The 17,087-nt window shown below is 43.6% G+C and carries 22 protein-coding genes; 10 read left to right on the top strand and 12 right to left on the bottom strand.

Annotated elements, in window-relative coordinates; genetic code table 11:
• On the top strand, positions 1-232 hold a 232-nt coding region (rpsO, locus tag F3741_09955), incomplete at its 5' end, for a 30S ribosomal protein S15 (protein ID MZG31107.1).
• 54 nt (positions 233-286) lie between these two features.
• On the top strand, positions 287-2,380 hold the full coding sequence (pnp, locus tag F3741_09950) for a polyribonucleotide nucleotidyltransferase (GenBank protein MZG31106.1): 2,094 nt from the start codon (positions 287-289) through the stop codon (positions 2,378-2,380).
• A gap of 95 nt (positions 2,381-2,475) precedes the next feature.
• Here pnp and surE read toward each other — a convergent pair whose 3' ends face one another.
• On the bottom strand, positions 2,476-3,225 hold the full coding sequence (gene surE, locus F3741_09945) for a 5'/3'-nucleotidase SurE (protein ID MZG31105.1): 750 nt from the start codon (positions 3,223-3,225) through the stop codon (positions 2,476-2,478).
• Positions 3,226-3,320: 95 nt separating this feature from the next.
• Positions 3,321-3,908: a peroxiredoxin gene (locus F3741_09940; protein ID MZG31104.1), complete on the bottom strand. Its 588-nt coding sequence runs from the start codon at positions 3,906-3,908 to the stop codon at positions 3,321-3,323.
• 384 nt (positions 3,909-4,292) lie between these two features.
• Between F3741_09940 and F3741_09935 the strand changes: the two genes are divergently transcribed.
• Complete coding sequence (locus tag F3741_09935) at positions 4,293-4,958, top strand: MBL fold metallo-hydrolase (protein MZG31103.1); 666 nt, start codon at positions 4,293-4,295, stop codon at positions 4,956-4,958.
• Positions 4,959-5,047: 89 nt separating this feature from the next.
• Here F3741_09935 and F3741_09930 read toward each other — a convergent pair whose 3' ends face one another.
• Positions 5,048-5,338: a 2-nitropropane dioxygenase gene (locus F3741_09930; protein ID MZG31102.1), complete on the bottom strand. Its 291-nt coding sequence runs from the start codon at positions 5,336-5,338 to the stop codon at positions 5,048-5,050.
• Positions 5,339-5,440: 102 nt separating this feature from the next.
• On the opposite strand from F3741_09930, the gene bioD reads away from it, so the two are divergent.
• Positions 5,441-6,133 carry a dethiobiotin synthase gene (gene bioD / locus F3741_09925; GenBank protein ID MZG31101.1) on the top strand — a complete coding sequence of 231 codons (693 nt, stop codon included), beginning with the start codon at positions 5,441-5,443 and terminating at the stop codon, positions 6,131-6,133.
• Positions 6,134-6,159: 26 nt separating this feature from the next.
• Here bioD and F3741_09920 read toward each other — a convergent pair whose 3' ends face one another.
• On the bottom strand, positions 6,160-6,861 hold the full coding sequence (locus F3741_09920; protein ID MZG31100.1) for a response regulator transcription factor: 702 nt from the start codon (positions 6,859-6,861) through the stop codon (positions 6,160-6,162).
• Entirely contained in the window at positions 6,861-7,835 is a 975-nt protein-coding gene (locus F3741_09915) for a HAMP domain-containing histidine kinase (GenBank protein MZG31099.1), read from the bottom strand. The genes F3741_09920 and F3741_09915 overlap by 1 nt, the downstream gene beginning before the upstream one ends.
• A gap of 278 nt (positions 7,836-8,113) precedes the next feature.
• On the opposite strand from F3741_09915, the gene F3741_09910 reads away from it, so the two are divergent.
• Complete coding sequence (locus F3741_09910) at positions 8,114-9,013, top strand: acyl-CoA desaturase (GenBank protein MZG31098.1); 900 nt, start codon at positions 8,114-8,116, stop codon at positions 9,011-9,013.
• 105 nt (positions 9,014-9,118) lie between these two features.
• Here F3741_09910 and F3741_09905 read toward each other — a convergent pair whose 3' ends face one another.
• Complete coding sequence (locus tag F3741_09905) at positions 9,119-9,910, bottom strand: DUF2797 domain-containing protein (GenBank protein ID MZG31097.1); 792 nt, start codon at positions 9,908-9,910, stop codon at positions 9,119-9,121.
• Positions 9,911-9,928: 18 nt separating this feature from the next.
• Positions 9,929-10,114, bottom strand: a complete 186-nt coding sequence (locus F3741_09900; GenBank protein ID MZG31096.1) for a hypothetical protein — start codon at positions 10,112-10,114, stop codon at positions 9,929-9,931.
• A gap of 337 nt (positions 10,115-10,451) precedes the next feature.
• Between F3741_09900 and F3741_09895 the strand changes: the two genes are divergently transcribed.
• Together F3741_09895 and F3741_09890 are read left to right on the top strand one after the other, a co-directional pair.
• Positions 10,452-11,222 (top strand): HDOD domain-containing protein, encoded by a 771-nt coding sequence (locus F3741_09895; protein MZG31095.1) that lies wholly within the window; start codon positions 10,452-10,454, stop codon positions 11,220-11,222.
• A 183-nt stretch (positions 11,223-11,405) separates the two neighbouring features.
• The gene (locus F3741_09890) at positions 11,406-11,630 is read left to right on the top strand and encodes a hypothetical protein (protein ID MZG31094.1); all 225 of its coding nucleotides are present in this window, start codon (positions 11,406-11,408) and stop codon (positions 11,628-11,630) included.
• 101 nt (positions 11,631-11,731) lie between these two features.
• Here F3741_09890 and F3741_09885 read toward each other — a convergent pair whose 3' ends face one another.
• The gene (locus F3741_09885; GenBank protein MZG31093.1) at positions 11,732-12,451 is read right to left on the bottom strand and encodes an MBL fold metallo-hydrolase; all 720 of its coding nucleotides are present in this window, start codon (positions 12,449-12,451) and stop codon (positions 11,732-11,734) included.
• A gap of 12 nt (positions 12,452-12,463) precedes the next feature.
• On the bottom strand, positions 12,464-13,267 hold the full coding sequence (locus F3741_09880; GenBank protein MZG31092.1) for a S1/P1 nuclease: 804 nt from the start codon (positions 13,265-13,267) through the stop codon (positions 12,464-12,466).
• A 31-nt stretch (positions 13,268-13,298) separates the two neighbouring features.
• On the opposite strand from F3741_09880, the gene F3741_09875 reads away from it, so the two are divergent.
• Complete coding sequence (locus F3741_09875; protein MZG31091.1) at positions 13,299-14,027, top strand: 1-acyl-sn-glycerol-3-phosphate acyltransferase; 729 nt, start codon at positions 13,299-13,301, stop codon at positions 14,025-14,027.
• A gap of 63 nt (positions 14,028-14,090) precedes the next feature.
• Here F3741_09875 and F3741_09870 read toward each other — a convergent pair whose 3' ends face one another.
• The 3 genes from F3741_09870 to F3741_09860 form a co-directional block, all read right to left on the bottom strand.
• Positions 14,091-14,615 (bottom strand): redoxin domain-containing protein, encoded by a 525-nt coding sequence (locus tag F3741_09870; protein MZG31090.1) that lies wholly within the window; start codon positions 14,613-14,615, stop codon positions 14,091-14,093.
• Positions 14,616-14,797: 182 nt separating this feature from the next.
• Complete coding sequence (locus F3741_09865; GenBank protein MZG31089.1) at positions 14,798-15,118, bottom strand: glutaredoxin; 321 nt, start codon at positions 15,116-15,118, stop codon at positions 14,798-14,800.
• Between the two features lie 70 nt (positions 15,119-15,188).
• A complete protein-coding gene (locus tag F3741_09860) occupies positions 15,189-15,419 on the bottom strand; it encodes a BolA family transcriptional regulator (protein ID MZG31088.1) in 231 nt (76 codons plus the stop codon).
• A 287-nt stretch (positions 15,420-15,706) separates the two neighbouring features.
• Between F3741_09860 and F3741_09855 the strand changes: the two genes are divergently transcribed.
• Together F3741_09855 and F3741_09850 are read left to right on the top strand one after the other, a co-directional pair.
• Complete coding sequence (locus tag F3741_09855) at positions 15,707-16,048, top strand: iron-sulfur cluster assembly accessory protein (GenBank protein ID MZG31087.1); 342 nt, start codon at positions 15,707-15,709, stop codon at positions 16,046-16,048.
• A 96-nt stretch (positions 16,049-16,144) separates the two neighbouring features.
• Positions 16,145-17,087: aminomethyltransferase (locus F3741_09850; GenBank protein ID MZG31086.1), on the top strand; the 943-nt coding region annotated here is incomplete at its 3' end.

Raw genomic sequence — 17,087 nt, 5'->3', positions numbered from 1 at the left:
AGATTACAAGCTTCATGAAAAAGACACGGGGTCTTCAGAAGTGCAGATTGCGCTGCTGACTAAACGCGTCACCTATTTAACCGAACACTTCAAGACGCACTCCAAAGACCACCATTCCCGGCGCGGATTACTCAAGCTGGTGAGCCAGAGACGAAAACTTCTGGATCACCTTAGAAAAGAAGATATTAGCCGATACCAGAGTATCATTTCAAAGCTTGGCATACGCAGATAATAGCGCCCAACCTTCCCTGAGTTCTCAGGACAAAAATATATTGGAGATTAATTAATGGAAAAAGTAGAAATAGATATAGATGGAAAAGTGATTTCACTTGAAGCCGGCGATCTTGCCAGGCAAGCTGGAGGCGCAGTCGTTGTCCGGCAGGGCGATACCATGGTGTTGGTAACCGCAACCATGGCAAAAGAAGCCAGGGAGGGAATAGATTTTTTTCCCCTGACTGTTGATTACAGAGAAAAAACTTATGCTGCCGGTAAAATTCCTGGCAGTTTCTTCAAGCGGGAAGCTCGACCGGGAGACCTTGAAACCCTGATTTGCAGGTTGATCGACAGGCCTATCAGGCCTCTGTTCCCCAAAGGTTTCCGGAACGAAACCCAAGTCGTAGGAATTGTCATCTCGCATGACCAGGTCAACTCTCCGGATATCAATGCAATAACCGGAGCTTCTGCTGCGTTGATGATATCCGACATTCCTTTTGAGACGCCTGTTGCTGGAGCCCGTATTTCCCGGGTAAATGGCACGCTGATTTTCAATCCCACTTACGATGAAACCGCAAGCAGTGATCTGAACCTGATCATGGCGGGAACAGCTGATGGAATAGTGATGGTTGAAGCGGGTGCCAACGAAGTTAGCGAACAGGACATGATGGAAGCCCTGGAGTTTGGCCATGAAAGGATTAAAAAAGTAATCGAAATTCAGATCAAGCTCCGTGAACTTCTGGGCAAAGAAAAACTTGCTGTAGAAGAACCAAAAACAGATGAAGACCTTAAAAACAAAATTCATGAACAAGCGGCAAGCAGCCTGAATGAGGCCATGCAAATTGCCGGGAAACACGAGCGTAGTGATGCCATCAAGAAAATTAAAGAAGGTATTCTTGAAGGATTGACCCCTGAAGAACAGGAAGAAAAAGCAGGTGAGGTCAGTGATATTTTTCACGATCTTGAAAAAGACGTTGTGCGCAACCTTGTTCTCGACAAACAGTACCGGGTAGATGGCAGAGGGCTGGAAGATGTCCGGCCCATCAGCATAATGGTTGGCTATCTTCCACGTGTGCACGGTTCCGCTATATTTACCAGGGGTGAAACACAGGCTCTCGTCACCACCACTATGGGAACATCCGTAGATGAACAACGACTCGATAGCCTGGAGTTTAAAGGTACTAAATCTTTTCTACTGCATTACAACTTTCCGGCATTTTGTACTGGTGAGGTCAAATTTATAGGTGGCCCGGGAAGGCGTGAAATAGGCCACGGTATGCTTGCTGAACGGTCTCTGGTTCCCATACTACCAGGTAAAGATAAGTTCCCTTATACAATCAGAATTGTTTCTGAAATTCTGGAGTCCAATGGTTCTTCATCCATGGCTTCAGTCTGTGGCGGTTCGCTTTCGATGATGGATGCAGGTGTCCCCATCAAAGCACCTGTCGCGGGAATCGCTATGGGATTGATCAAGGATGGCGAAAGGGTCGCAATTCTTTCCGACATTCTTGGTTCCGAAGACCATCTTGGTGATATGGACTTTAAAGTAGCGGGCACCACCAATGGAATCACAGCCCTGCAAATGGATATCAAAATTGATGGACTCGACCGTGAACTCATGGGTAAGGCCCTGGAGCAGGCTAAGGAAGGCCGTATGCATATTCTGGGTGAAATGGATAAAGCTATCGAGACTCCAAGAGAGCAAATGTCCAAATACGCACCAAGGATCGTACAGATCACGGTTCCAAAAGATAAAATTCGCGATGTCATTGGGCCTGGCGGTAAAGTCATCAGAGATATCATTGATAAAACAGGTGTCACGATCGACATCAATGATGACGGAATTGTTTCAATCGCTTCATCCGATGAAGAAGCCGCGAACAAGGCCATTGAGTATGTGCAAAACCTGATTCAGGAAGTTGAAATCGGCAAAATCTATCTCGGCAAGGTCAAGAAAATTGTAGATTTCGGAGCTTTCGTGGAAATCTTTCCCGGAACCGACGGCCTTGTACACATCTCACAAGTATGCGATCGCAGAATCAAAAATGTCAGTGATGAGATTCAGGAAGGTGATGAAATCAGAGTCAAAGTCATTGATGTGGATCAGCAGGGCAAAGTGAAACTCAGTCGCAAGGAAGCCCTGCGCGAAGCAGTTCCTACTGTCTGATTTACCAGTTAAAAAATTAAAAGGGAAGGGCATTTGCCCTTCCCTTTTTTATTTCTAGCAAATAAGACTCTAATAAGAACAGATGAATGCTCCAATCAAAGTTTCCATTCTTTGATCCTTTCAATGGAATCATGGTGCGTGAGATCGAAGTGGATTGGAGTCACCGATATATATTTTTTGCCCACCATCACACAGTCGGCTCCTTCTTCAACTTCGTCAAACCTCATTTCTCCTGCCATCCAGTAATAGGTGTTGTTTCTTGGGTCCACTCGTTGGTCAAACGACTCAACCACCCGCGATTTTCCCTGACGTGTAACAGCCACACCGGCAATTTCATTTTCCGGAACAGGAGGAACATTGACATTCAAAATAACGCCTTCAGGCAACCCTCTTTCCAACACTTTTTTAACCAGCTTTCGGGCAAATTCAGCCGCAGGTTTAAAATCCGGATTTTCATACGTGTCCAGAGAAATCGCGATACCTGATACCCCCATAACCATCGCTTCGGTCGCGGCTGAAACCGTTCCTGAATAAAGCGCGCAGATACCCAGGTTGCCGCCCAGGTTAACACCGGAAACAACTATTCGAGGCGGTTCATCAAGTAATACAGCTATGGCCAGCTTTACGCAGTCGGCAGGGGTTCCATTAACAGCATAACCAATGAGCTTTCCTTCCTCCTCAACTTTCCTCACCTTGAGAGGTTGGGTCAAAGTAATGGCATGCCCCATGGCGCTTTGTTCCGTTTCGGGAGCAACAATGATAACTTCGTCATCCTGGCTGAGCTCCCGATACAGGGTTCTCAAACCCTCTGCATTAAATCCATCGTCATTACACAGCAATATCATAGGGAATAAATAGGGGTTGGATTGTAAAAAAAAGGGGCGTCACCTGCCGGGAACGCCCCCAATTTTGAAACACTATCAGCCGACGTGAGTGCTGATTAATTATGTTTATCGAAATACTCTTTAGACCCTGTTGGATCAGGCTTCATACCATCTTCACCCTCTTTCCAGTTCGCCGGGCACACTTCCCCATTGTTTTCATGGAACTGAAGAGCATCAACCATTCTCAAGGCTTCTGCTACATTTCTTCCCAGAGGCAGATTATTTATGAGCTGATGTTGTACCACACCTTCCTTGTCTATCAGGAAGAGTCCGCGAAATGCAATCCCCGCGTCATGCATGACCCCGTAATCATAGGTGATTTTCTTATTCACATCCGCAACAAGGGGATAGTCTATATTACCGAGACCGCCTTGTTTTCGATCTGTATTTCTCCATGCCAGATGTGAAAAATGGCTGTCGATAGACACGCCCAGTACCTCCGTATTGCGTTTTTTGAACTCATCCATACTGGTACTGAACGCAATGATCTCAGTCGGGCAGACAAATGTAAAATCCAATGGGTAGAAAAATAAGACGACATACTTTCCCTTATAGTCAGAAAGTTTGATTTCCTTAAAACTGCCATCAGGCATCACAGCCTGAGCGGTGAAATCTGGTGCAGGCTTTGCAACTAATGCGGACATATATAGCTCCTATAAATAGAATCAGTGTTTAATGAAAGGCTACTCTATCACAAGTTTTATAAATCATTCAATTGCCATCGGCAATTTTTGTTTGTTATTCAAAACAGTTTTTATCCCATTGGTCCCCTCTCTACCTTGACACACCGGAGCACCCTACTTACAATAGTTTAGCGGAGTACCTCCGCAGGTAATGGAAATAGCTTTTCTTGGCAGGCAAAGGGGTATCGCAGCTCAAAAAGTCGTTGCTCATTAGGCCCACGCCAAGTGACTAACTATAAAATTTTTATGGAAATACTATTTTTAGGAACCGGGACCTCGACCGGGGTTCCCTCTCTGTGCTGCAACTGTGAAGTTTGCCTGTCAGAAGACCTAAAGAACAAGCGTTTGCGTTCGTCGATTCTGGTCCGAAACAACAATCATACTATTCTCGTAGATACTTCTACCGACCTCAGGCAACAATGCCTGCTTTACGGAATTAAAAATATAGACACCGTCCTCTATACCCATCACCATGCGGATCATGCTCACGGAATTGATGAGCTCCGCAGCTTCAATTTTTTTAATAAAACAGAAATACCCATCTACGGCAACGCAAATACGCTTAGACGCCTGAAAGAGAATTTCAGTTATATTTTTGGCGAAGCCGAACAAGTTGGCGGTGGCATTCCACAATTGATTCCAAGAGAATTGGAAGATAAGATCTATAACTTTGGAAATATTCCTGTAACCCCGCTGGATATAGAACACGGGAAACTGATTATCAATGGATTCCGATTCCAGGATTGCGCCTACATCACCGACTGCAGCGGAATTCCAGATGCAACGGGCAAAAAATTAAATGGATTGAAGGTCCTGATTCTGAATGCTCTTGGGTTCAAACCCCACAAAACCCACTTCAATCTAAGTCAGGCTCTCGAAGCCGCAAAAAATATCAATGCGGAAAGAACCATACTGACCCACATCAACCATCAATTTGATCATGAAAAAGTATCCCGGGACTTGCCTGAAGGAGTGGAACTGGCCCTGGATGGAATGCGGATAACCCTATAAATCATCAGTCTGGGATGCAATTGGAATGCTCGTCGACCGGGCAAGCTGTAACTTACTCAATAGTGCTATTGTCACCAGCAACTCGCCGGTCAATCGAGGTCAAAATCTCGCAGAGGTTTTTCATCGGATTTATCCACATGCTTTTGTGATTCCTTGAAAATTTCATCCAGCACACGGCCCCGCTCTTTCTGGTTTTCACTGTGTTTCTGGAACATATTCTGCTGTTCCTTTTTCTTGTTCTCCAGTCCCTTCACCATATCAGTTAAGGAAGCCACAGGTTTGGGTTTTCTTTCCTCCCAGATCACCGCGCCGGTCTTGTTATCCACTGTCAGTTTAGTCTCGCAACAAGGACAAACAACCTCTATTTTTTTTGATCCCATCACATAACTCGAAACAAAGTCATTAATAACTTGCCTCCACACCGGGAAGCCGTTAATAATTATATCAGATTTACAAGTCTGGAATAAACTCCGGGAAAAAACATGAAAGGCTACTTCATTACAGGAACCGATACCGGTGTGGGGAAAACAGTGGTCACTGCCTGCCTTGCCGCTTTTTTCAAAAGCCGGGGAGAAGATGTAGGGGTGATGAAACCCATCGAAACCGGAGTTAGCCCGGAATGCAGTTCTTCTGCCAACTCCGATGCCAGATTTTTGATGGAAGTTACGGGTGTCCGGGACCCTCTGGAAGATGTCTGCCCTTATACACTGAAACCCGCGGCCTCACCCTATCAGGCTGCTCGGATTGAGGGGAAAGAACTCGACCCGGAAAAGATTCTGGATCGTTTTCGCGCACTCCAGTCCAGACACTCCATGATGCTTGTGGAAGGGATAGGTGGCTTATTAGTACCGATAACCGGTCATTATAATGTGGCAGATCTGGCTTTAAAGGTGGATCTTCCCCTCATTATCGTCAGCAGGGTGAAGTTGGGAACATTGAACCACACCCTGTTGACCATCAACGCCGCACGTGAGAAAGGATTGCAGGTGAAAGGTGTGATTCTCAATTCAACCGATGCAGAGGAATGGGATGCAATTGAAGCCGAGCAGGGTTCCCTGATTGAAAAGCTTTCAGGCACACCCATCCTCGGCGTCTGTCCGCATATTCATGATATTTCCAGCGAAAAAGTCAATGAGAACCCCGGGCTTTTTCAAAACCAGTTCCACCATCTATAACAATAAATATACAACATCCATCAGGGTCAGGCTTTAAACTCGTAGCCCTTTTCGCGGTGAGTGATGATATGTTGGGGAGATTGCGGTTTCTTCTCAAAATACTTGCGCAAACGCGCCACGAAATTATCTAAAGTACGGGTTTCGGTTTGTGGGTCATAACCCCATACTTTTTCCAATAACTCTTCACGTTTAACAATATTGCCTCTTTGTGATACCAGAAGTTTCATCAATAACGCTTCTTTCGCCGTCAGGTAAAATTCGCCAGTACAACCCTTGGCTTTACCGCTTACGAAGTTTATCCACATATCACCAAAATGGAAAACTTCCTGGTCGTGCACGGGTTCCTTGTACCACTCCCAACGGCGCAGGATTCCTTTGACCCTCAAAAGGAGTTCCGGCAGATGAAATGGCTTTGCCAGATAATCATCGGCCCCGGCTGCCAGACCCAACTCTCTGTCTTCATCGGTAGACTTGGCTGATAACATCAAAATTGGAAAACGAACATCAGTATTACGAATCCGCTTTGCCACTTCCAGTCCACCCAGTTTTGGGAGCATGATATCCAGTATCATCAGGTCAAAATCTTCGTTACCAAGAATCTCAACCGCTGACAGACCGTTATCGACAACCGTAACCTGATACCCCTCCCGCTCCAGATTGAATTGCAATCCTTTAGCAAGGTGGGCTTCGTCTTCAACAACGAGAATTTTTTTTTCGTTATTATCCATCACTCATCATGTTGGCGGGTCACTTCGACTTCGCGACTGACCGGAAGCAGGATTGAAAAAGTTGAACCTTTTCCCCTGCCCGGGCTGGCAACTTTCAGCCGGCCTTTATGGTTTTTTACAATTTCACTTGAAATGAAGAGACCAAGCCCCGCCCCTTCAATATTCTGAGTGTCCTCATTTTGAACCCGGTAAAACTTCCTGAAAATCTTTTTCATGTCCTTTTTTTCAAAACCAAAACCCTGGTCTTCAAAGTCCACGGCCCAATACTTCCCGCTCTTATGGAGATGTATTTTCAATGGCGACCCGACCGGAGAATACCTGATTGCATTGCTGATAAGGTTGTTAAATACCATACGTAGGGCTTTGGGGTCCAGGTTGAGGGTTGGAGATTCCTCCAGTTTTAAATCCACAAGACATTTTTTTTCTTCCAACTGGCGTTTGTGTCCCTTGACCACATCTACAAGGAACTCTCCCAGGTTCACAGGAAGAAACTGCAAAGCCATGCTAGTAGGGCCAGCCTTGCTCGATTGCAGGATATTTTCGATCAGTTCAGAAAGACGTTTAGTGTCCGACAACATAGTTTCAACAAAGTCTTTTCCTTCCTCATTAGAAACATCCTGGTATTTTAAGGTCTCAAGGTAAAGTTGAATGGAAGCGAGAGGAGATTTCAACTCATGCGATACACTGGATACAAAATTACTTTGCATCTGGTTCAAACGGTTCTGTTTATTCCAATAAACAAATATGACGTAAACACCGGCGAGAATCAGAAGCATGAGGAAACAGCCCTCAAATAAAATCAACCACTGAATTTCAACGGTGAATAAATCGGGACGGATTCTCTGGGCAAACTTCTTGATAGCCAGATTATTTTCCAGGTACCAGTTGATCCATACCACCATGAGGACTATCCAGGCAATCTGCACCCCGATGAACACCATGATAGGATGGAACAGATTTCGCAGTCTACCCATTAACCATCACCCCCAAGTTCCGATAACCCTGCATTTTCGGCAACCCCCTGATTTCTACCCGTTTACCAAGCTAAAATCCTGCATCAACAACTTGATTATACCCCAGCAGATGGTGGATACAACCCAGAGAGCTCAGATCTATACATCTAACCAAGCTCCTCGCGATTTACTTTATTTCCAGGAGGATATTACATAAGTTTTACATATATCCTGGTTAGCTTCAGGTTAAGATTGTAGGGTGAAAGAGACCTATTTAGCTAACGTGAGGGAGCATTTCCATGACCATTGAGTCTACTGAGAAATACCAGCTTAAATTCAATCCAATAGCGACAACCGTTCTTTCCCTTGTGCATTTTATGGCGTTGTTCGCTTTTTTCCCATTTGCATTTTCCTGGAGTGCTGTAGCAGTAATGTTTTTTCTCTACTGGGTCACTGCTTCGCTAGGCATCTGCCTGGGTTATCATCGTTATCTAACTCATCGGGGATTTTCACTCCCCAAATGGGCGGCATACACGCTTGTTTTATTTGGGACTCTGGCATGCCAGAACGGTCCTATCAAATGGGTTGGACAACACCGCATTCATCATGCAGGATCAGACACACCGGAAGACCCCCACAGTGCCAAAAAGGGTTTCTGGTGGGCTCATCTTAACTGGATGTTTTATACACACTCCAGGTTTGATGACGAACAAGTTCTACGCGACTACACGAAAGATTTTTGTGAAGACCCGTTTTATAAATTTCTCGATAAATATTTTGTTTTAGTTCAAGTAGCCTTCGGATTTATGTTGCTTGCCATCGGCGGACTTCCCTGGGTTATCTGGGGCGTCTTTGTCCGGCTGGTGGTTGTTTACCATTCAACGTGGTTGGTGAACAGCGCGGCCCATTGCTTTGGCTATGTAACCTTTCCCCTCAAAGATGATCTTGCGACAAATTGTTGGTGGGTAGGACTGTTAGCCTGGGGAGAAGGCTGGCACAATAATCACCACGCTTTTCCAAAGTCAGCCCGGCATGGTTTGCGGCCTTGGGAAATAGATATGACCTGGTGGGCTATATGCTTTTTGGAAAAAGTCGGCCTCGCTAAAGATATCAAAGTAGCCCAGTTGATACCGAGACCGGAAAACTCAGAAAAAGAAGCACCCGCTTTTACAGGAAAAATTGTCACTCAAACAGCCTGACAGGCGTTAAAAAAATTTTTTAAAAGCCGCATCCTATACGGGTGCGGCTTTTTTATTGTTCTTTATTTATTGAGCAAAAGAAGATCACGATAATTGCTCGTGCTGTTAGCCGTCAAATTCCAAATGATAACCCGCATATTTACGTAAGTTGATCACCCTGTTTTCAAAGATCAAGTATTGCCCTTTTATACCTGTCAACCGGTCTGTGAACTCCGGAATTTTATCGAGATTATGACTGACTATCTTTTCAGGAACCGACATGACAGGATAAACCAACTCTTCAACCTGTGCGTCTACCACCGCATACTTTTTTAATTCTGACGGGAAAAGCGTATGCGCCTTATCACGGTAACTGAGCAGGTCTACATCTTCCACCTCTCCTTTAAGCATTTTTCGCCAATTGGTTTTATCAGCAAATTCTTTTGCAATGGCGACTTCTATCTGGCCTGAAAGAATTCTTTCAGGAACCCTGGCTATGATCAACCCTTTTAAGGCACCCTGATCGATCCAACGGTTTGGAATATTGTAGTGACGGGTGATACCTACTTTCACTCCACTGGTTAATGAGAGATAAACAAAATGATCAATATTGCAATGTGTGCGCCAGAACTCACGATCAGCCTCATTTCCTTTTTCGTGCTGACAAAGTTCCGGACGAACTGAACACATCGCATTTTCCGGAAGATCTCTGGAGCAGGGGAAACAATATCCCTGATCATAGGATTTACGGGTTTTCCGCCCGCATTCAATACAGGTTATCGTGCCTGCCCACTTTAAACTCAACGTCTCGCCAATATGAGCATTTAGTGGAAAAGAATTTTTATCCAGATTTAAAAAATACTCGATAGGATTCTGAGCTTCCACATTCATTTTACGGAGCTGACCCAAAACTTTCATACATAAACCTTTAAAAAACTAACGGCTCTCCCTTTCATGAGTTTTGAACAAGAAATAGTCCAGCACCAAAACTGCGAAAAAAACCGTTGCAACTACCGTTATCGAATCGAAAACCAGGAAACTCACTAGAAATAACAGGAGGTAAAAAAATACTTTTTGCACTTTATCAGGATTGGTAAAAAACATGACAAGATTATAAGCCACTCAACACCCCTCTGTAAAAGTCAAAGAAATAAATGCAACGGCACAAATGAATTAATCCGAATACGGATAAAAATAACCTGCCAAATATCAACAGTTTTCATTACATACACATTAATACAGTACAAATCCTTTAAAAATTAACAAAACTGATACAATAGAACTGCTAGCACCCTCTCAAAGTTTGGCATAGTACTTATAGGGGAGAACAAAACAGGCTTACATAATCCGATAAGGGATAATTTAACAGGCTGCATATTTCCGTCATGAGTTTAATAGACATTCACGATCTCGTTAACGAGAACGAGCCGCTTGCTTCTCTTCCCTCCACTTTTTACGGCTGCAGAAAGTGGTTGCTGATCCCTCCTGCGATTTTGATGACATTGCAGAAATTATAAGTATTGACCCCTCCTTGACTTTACGTCTCTTAAAAATTGTCAACAGCGCATTTTATGGGTTCCGTGGTGAAATTGACACGGTTACTCACGCACTGGGAGTTATTGGAACCGAACAACTGATGCGGTTGGTTTTAGCCACTACAGTCGTGCAACAATTCAAAGGCATAAAAATGATAGTTATGGATTACTTCTGGAAGCATAGTGTTGCCTGCGGATTAGCTGCCCGAGCCATTCATCATACGCGAGGCGAATATGACGGTGAAAGGATTTTTTTAGCAGGCCTTTTGCATGACATTGGCCGTTTGGTGATGTGCCTTAAATCACCTGATCAACTGAGGACTGTTTTAGATTTCGCAAAAAAGAGTGGGGACCGTTGGCATAAAGCTGAAGCAAAATTTTTTGGATTTGACCATAGTGGCGTTGGTGGCGCGCTTATAAGATCCTGGCACCTTCCTGTAAGTTTACAGGAAGCTGTTGTACATCATCATTATCCTGCTTCAGCCAAGAACTTTCCTATTGAAGCCGCCACGGTCCATTTGGCAGACATCATCAGCCTGGTTTTAGACCCGGACCAAGGAAACGACATTAATTACAATAATAAAGGTGCGTGGGATGCGGTCCAGCTATCCGAAGACTTGCATCTACAACATATTACCGAGCAAGCAGAAGAACAGTTAGAAGAAGTAAGCCGAATATTTGTACAAACCACTTGACAAAACATCTATCCCTCCAGAAAAAACCTTTTTTGCCTTTTTTAATAATAAAAACCTGAGTCAAGTCAAGAAGAATTTTAGATGATTAAATTTTAAAGCTTGAATTGTTTAAGAACATAAGGGACACTATAAGGGTTAAGATTGACAGTGATCTTTGAGGTCCCAAGAACAAGGAGAAGCTTAATGGATGACTTAACAATTTCTAAAGGATGGTTTCAAGATAAAGGCGATGATAGCCCGGAAATAAAAAAGAAGTTCTGTGAGCACAGGGCCAACACTGTCACCCTGGACTACGATCTTGGGATTGAGTATTGCTCTTTCTGTGGTGCTTTAGCCCACTATAATCCAGATCTCGATGCTCTGGAGTGGACTCTACCAGAACACTTGCAAAAACAAAATTACAACTAGTTCGGGATTTTCATATCCCACATAAAAACCCCCCTGTTCACAAGTTCAGGGGGTTTTTTTTGTTTATGAACAACAACCAAAAATCGCTAAGGCAATTTGGTTCACCTGCCCATGATCGCCAACCAATCTTCAAGGCGTTGAATCTGCAGGTAGGAGTTTGACTGGCGGACATGCCCCATTTCTCCAGATGGCTTACCACCATAGTTATGACCAGGGTATAACATAATATGGTCTTCAATCTTGGATAAACGACGTGTTAAGGTATGGAATAATTCTTCACTATTGCCACCCGGCAAATCAACTCGACCACACCCCTGCAAGAAAAGTGTGTCACCAGCAATCAGGCTATCTGCAACACGGAAACACTGAGAACCTGGCGTATGTCCGGGAGTATGCAAAAAACTAATCTCTATAGAACCTATCTTAAGTTTGTCTTCCCCATCGACCTGTTTCATATCAGAAGTGGAAATTCCTGTGACCTGCTTTAATCCGTCCGCTTCATGTTTGTTTACATAAACGGGTACAGAGTGTTTTTCCATCAGTTCAGCGAGCCCGGTAATTTCGATTCCAAAAATCTCTCCTCCAACATGGTCAGGGTGATAGTGTGTTACCAGGGCACCTGTCAGACTCATATCATCTTCTTCTAATATTTTCAGGAGGCCGTCAATATCCCATGCAGGGTCAACCACCACGCATTCACGGGTTTCTGTGTCTCCAATCAAATATAGAAAATTTGCCATTGAACGTGCTGATGGGTCTTGGGTTCCCAAATCAATTCCTGACAATAACTGCTTGAAATAAACCGGACTATTTTCTGGCAAGGCTTACCCCCATTAATTGTTTGTTAATATTTTGTTCAACAAGTTCGCAAGTCGAACTCCTGCTTGAGCCAGCCGGAGGTTTATAATCTCCCGGCCTCTATTAATATAAGACTTTGTAATCCCATCCTTTTCGACTTTATAGGCTGCATTTAATGCCAAGCTTCTGGACTCGTTTGCCCAGTCATTTACCGTTGACTGGCTCCAGGTCGATATCTCAGTTGCCAGGATCTTTCCGTTTAAGTTTTCCGCGTAATTTGCAAGGGGCTTGCGCCAATCGATCAACCCGCCATCCCATAAATAATGCAGGCTGACGATTTTCCCCTTATATGGAAATCGAAGTGTCCCGCCGCCACGGTCTTTCTTATTTCCCAAATGCAGAGGTTGATGCACATCCCCTACAAAGTGTACCAGATATTTCAGCGCAGCTTTTTTTTGCTTTAAGGAAGATGACCGATCTTCTAAAATCTCTGAAAACTCCTTTATTTTTTCTGTAACGCATTCCAGGCTTGGGCAATCCCTTGATACTTTATAGGTCAACTCCTCTTCTACGATATTGGTATAATGCCAGGGATTTTGTTCTTTATTCTTTTTCCTTACAACGTCCGCCCAGGTTGCAACACCTACAAGGCTCTTTATGTTAAACTTTTGAAGTATTATTTTTTTAACTTCCGGCTGCAAATGGTCCTCGGCAATAAAACCAATGACCCGATGCCCTTGGGGACCCCATGCAGAGGAATCATGAGCATTTAAAACCAGTATTATTAAAGCCAGCCAAAACTGAAACCGAACACCAAAACTTTTCCGATTTCTCAACATATTTTATAATCCAATTTCAGGCGGAATCAAATTGAGCAAAATCGTTTCAATTTATCATACAGTGCGGTTTTGGATACTTATTTCTTTTTTAACCCCGACTTTAAGTATTGCCGCCATAGTGCTTGGTTTTTTTGACAAAAGCGGCAACCTTTCGCACATCATATCCAGATACTGGTGCAGACTTCTTTGCAAATGGAACGGTGTAAATGTAGAAATTATCGGGTTCGATAATATTCTTAATGACCGGCCTCAAATTTTCGTTTCAAACCATCAGGGCTATTTTGATATTTTCGCATTATCAGGATATCTTCCCGTGCAAATCAGATGGGTCGCCAAATCCAGCCTGTTTAAGATCCCATTTTTAGGCGGGGCAATGAATGCATCGGGTTACATCCCGGTAGAAAGAGATGATCGAAAGAAAGCCTATGAAGCATTCAACAAAACTTTGGAAAAAATAAAACAAGGATGCTCAATCATTATTTTTCCCGAAGGAACACGCTCTGAAGATGGTGAGATTGGCCCTTTTAAAAAGGGGAGTAATTTAATAGCCAGCCGGTCCAGGAACCCCATGGTTCCAGTCACTATTATTGGAAGCAGAGATATCATAAAAAAAGGGACCGCCAGTATCAGGCCGGGCCCTATAAAAGTAGTCATTTCACCACTTGTAGAACCAAGCAGTGATAAAAAAGAAAATGAGGAGCTTCTGCAATCTATTCGAGCAACAATCATAAAGAACCAGCATCAATACTCCTCGCAATAAACCACACCCTATGCAGGATCCACAATGAGTGATTGGTTTTTTAATTGCGGCTAAGTTCTCTATTCAGGCACGCTTTTCTTTTTGGATGAATTCCCAAACATCGGCGGGATGTTCACGGAGATCTTCAATGTTTCGCCAGACAGCACGAATCATTCCAGTTTTATCAATCACAAAAGTAGAACGTTCAATGTACTTCACCATCTGCCCCAGGTCATCTTCTTCTTTAACCACCCCATAAAGTTCAGTGGTTTTTTTATGTTCATCGGCCAACAAGGTGAAACCAAACTGGAAAACCTCGATGAATTGTTGATGTGAGTTCACACCATTCCAACTACATCCCAAGACTTCAACCTCACGGGTTTTGAATTTACGGTTCCATTCATTGAATCCAACCATAAGACGTGTGTCTTCAGGGCTACTGTCCTGCCTGTAAAAGGCCAGAACCACCCATTTTTTATCCTGAAAATCCTTCAGGCCGACCATTACCTTTTCTTCAGCAGATGGACTGGACGCGCCTGCTTTATAACCATAGCAGGCTGGTAATTGAAAGTTTGGGGCACGATCTCCAACCTCTAAATCATCAGGCATAAAAATCCTTTGGTTGATTATTTACAAAACAGACCTGCATAACAGGACCAAAAAAAACAGGGCTTGGGGAAATCTCCCGCAAGCCCACAATTGTATGAGGGAGCACGGCAAATTCAGCCAACATTTGCCAGCTTAAAAGCTTTTACACGGTTGGGCACTCCCAGATCCCCTTCCCCGGGGTATTAATCACCAAATGCGGCTTTGATCAAAGGCTCCACCTCGCCCTTTGCTTCCATCTCATCAAGGATATCAGTATCACCATAAAACTTGCCATCTATGAAAACCTTGGGAAGTGTCGGCCAATTTGTCATTTTGTTCAAAGCTTCTCGCTTAGACATGTCTTCTAAGCAATTAATGACTTCAAAAGGATAACCATATTTATTAAAAAACTGAATCGTCTCCACCGTGAAACCGCATTGCGGTGCCTGTTTAGTTCCCTTTCCATATATCAGAATCTTGTTTGCCGCAATTTCTTCTTTAATTTGATCTTCAATACTAGCCATTTATAGACTCCTCTAATAAATTTTTTGTCACAACCAATAATTTATACAATCAGGGGAAATTAGAAATAACTCAAGGGGTAGCGGTTTTCACTTCGGCCGCGTGGAGCCTGCCATCTTTCATGGCCGGGTCCAGAGCTTCCATAACCATGCGATGGCGATCCATGATCCCTACTCCTTCAAAAGTTTTTGAGGTAACGTGAATGATGAAATGATCTTTCATCCCCGTTTTATCCAAAGCGTTAACTTCCGCATCAGGCATTGCAGCCTGCACCAAACCAATTAAATCCGGAATACTGATCATTCTTATATTTATCTCCGTTTAGGGTTGAAACAACCTATTAGGTATATGATTCTATTTTTGCCAAAAAGATTTAATCTTTTCAAGCTTTTTACCTGATTTATCCCGAAAACTTCCATAACAAAATATACAAATACCATTGATTCTAAATGATATTTTGGTACATATCCGGAAACCGCACCACATTTGACGCAGAACACAAAAATTAAGTATAATTATAGAATCTTTTAGCACATAGATGCTATCTAATATAAGTAATTAGAACCATTTAAGAAAAACCGGAGGCATTCATGGCAGTCGATGTTGATTTTGTAAAAATCACTCCTAAAGCGAGTGAGGAGGTTATTAAACTTGTTAAGGCCGAAAATAATCCTGATATCGGGTTGCGCCTGGGAGTGAAAGGTGGAGGATGTTCCGGATTGTCTTACGACTTGCAGTTTACTCCGCAGGAAGACGGAGATACCATTATCCCACATGAAGGGTTTAACGTTTTTATGGATGCCAAAAGCATGATTTATTTAAAAGGCATGCAACTGGACTATCAGGATGGTTTACAAGGCAAAGGATTCGTTTTTGTCAATCCTAACGCAACCTCAACCTGTGGTTGCGGGGAGTCTTTTTCGATCACCTGACATTGTTTAACTCACCTCTTTCATACTTAACCCCACCTTAATTCATGGAAGGGTTTAAGTCACGCATCCCTTTTAGTGGATGCGTTTTTTTTACTCATGAACCACACTCATTTATTTCAAACCGAAGTTGAGCAAGTGAGAAACCAATGCGGTTATTTCACACTGGAAGATTGGTGTGTGATTTCAGCCAAGGGGCAGGACACTTTTTCTTTTCTGCAAACCCAGACCACTAATGACGTGTTGCAATTAGAAGCAGGTCAAGGCCAAAACAGTGCTATCACAGACCGTCAGGCCAGACTGATCGCGAACTTCTCCATTCACCGGGTGGGGGAGAGCGAAGCTCTCATTCTGGTGGAAACCTCACTAAAAGAAATATTACTAAACCATTTAGAGAGCTTCCATTTTAGAGAGGATGTAGTATTCGAGCCTTTACCCTTTGGGCTTTTGACCCTGCAAGGCCCTAAAAGCTCTCTGGTTATGAAAGGTATTTTTGCAGGCCAACCTATTCCTGACAAACCCAACGAAGTGACACAGCTTACCCTTGGAAAACATCAGGTTATCACTATTATAAAAAGCCTGACTGGGGAGGAAGGTCAAATTCTTTGCTTTCCAGGTGAATTGAAAGACAAGTTAACAGAACTAATTTTGAATATCAGCCCTGCTCCCGTTAAAGTCAACGAGAGCGCCCGCGAAATTCTTCGCATAGAAGCTGGAGTGCCCGTTTTCGACAAAGATATGGATAAAAAAAACATCCTGCCTGAAACCGGTCTGGAGCATACCTCGGTCAGTTATAACAAAGGATGCTATATCGGACAGGAGGTCATTGCCCGAATCAAAACCTACGGAGCACCAAACATGGCGTTAATGGGACTGACTGTTGAGGGAGTGGTCACACCTTCTATTAACGGCACCATAAAGCTCGAAGACAAAAAAATTGGAACTGTCAAAAGCTCAATACGCTCCGTCACCCTTGATAAAATAATCGCTCTGGCGTATCTGCAAAAAGACCACCGAAGCCCGGATATAGAACTGGATGTGA

The organism is Nitrospinota bacterium, from assembly GCA_009873635.1.
Taxonomy (GTDB): Bacteria; Nitrospinota; Nitrospinia; order Nitrospinales; family VA-1; genus LS-NOB.
Note: the sequence above shows the minus strand (reverse complement) of the source record. Positions and strands in the feature narration are given on the sequence as shown.